Origin of the sequence: Flavobacterium potami (assembly GCF_020026915.1) — a bacterium.
GTDB lineage: Bacteria > Bacteroidota > Bacteroidia > Flavobacteriales > Flavobacteriaceae > Flavobacterium > Flavobacterium potami.
The window spans coordinates 1-292 of the sequence record NZ_JAINUY010000029.1; the positions used below are offsets into that span (position 1 = coordinate 1).

General features: G+C 55.1%; 1 protein-coding gene. It reads right to left on the minus strand.

Annotated elements, in window-relative coordinates; all coding sequences use genetic code 11:
• Nucleotides 1-49: 49 nt before the first annotated feature.
• A partial coding sequence (locus K6T82_RS24140) for a hypothetical protein (RefSeq protein ID WP_223711575.1) occupies nt 50-292 on the minus strand: 243 nt, incomplete at its 5' end.

Consider the following 292-nt stretch of genomic DNA (forward strand, 5'->3'; position numbering starts at 1 on the left):
AGCGGTTTGAGAAGGAGCAAAGGGAAAGGTTGCATGAACCCGGTACGTACTACCTCAACAGAATATCCTCGTTAGAGTCGGGGATCCACTCCGGCACGTCGAGACCTGACTCTTGAAGGAGCCTCCTCCCATGAGAACGAAGGAAGGCTTGATTGCATCCACGAAAGTTCCACCAGTCGCCCGGCTCGCTGAACTTGCCATTGATCTGAGGTGCGCGGTCAGCGAGAAACAGAAGGGGCACGAAAGGCGAACGCTCACGCAGATAGAGAATTCGAAGTTGGGCCTGCAGCGT